Raw genomic sequence first — 609 nt, forward strand, 5'->3', positions numbered from 1 at the left:
CAAACATCTGAAGAACGACGGGGACGCGACCCATTCTGGACTGACTTCGCGGAAGAAAGCGGTCCTAATGCTCCGGTTGTCGTTGTTTCATGGGTGGATGCGAATGCATATTGCCGCTGGGCCTCGGATCGTGACGGCAAAAAATATCGGCTTCTGAACGAGGCCGAATGGGAGTTCTGCTGCCGGAAAGGACTGGCTGGTGAATGCAATTCGCGTGAATCGCTTCTTGAGACGCAACAAGATGCAGTCGTTGGAAGGGTGGAGAAGTCGATTGACGTGGTGATTCCTGACGGAATTAAACGGGGACAAACTCGTACAAAGCCACTTCCCGTAAATGAATCACAAACAAACGAAATAGGCCTCCGCGGAATGTTGGGCAACGTCGCCGAGTGGTGCCAGGACGTTTACGTGTTACACGCTGCCGAGGGTACAGGCAACGGACTTCCCGAACAAAGAGTGATTCGGGGCGGATCTTTTGCATACGGTGTAGACCGTGCTCGTTGCACCTATAGGTCTTGGGGGCATCGAGAAAAGGGTTCGCTCAGTTTTCTCGGTTTTCGAATCTGCTACGAAAGCGATTGACCTTTGCCTGCGCACGGATCGGACGAA

The 609-nt window shown here is 53.0% G+C and carries 1 protein-coding gene; it reads left to right on the forward strand.

Going from position 1 to position 609, the window contains the following annotated elements:
* The coding region (locus H1B37_RS33055; RefSeq protein WP_182871529.1) for a formylglycine-generating enzyme family protein at positions 1 to 582 on the forward strand (582 nt) is incomplete at its 5' end.
* Between the last annotated feature and the right edge of the window lie 27 nt (positions 583 to 609).

This window comes from Stieleria mannarensis, from assembly GCF_014154935.1.
GTDB classification, from domain to species: domain Bacteria; phylum Planctomycetota; class Planctomycetia; order Pirellulales; family Pirellulaceae; genus Stieleria; species Stieleria mannarensis.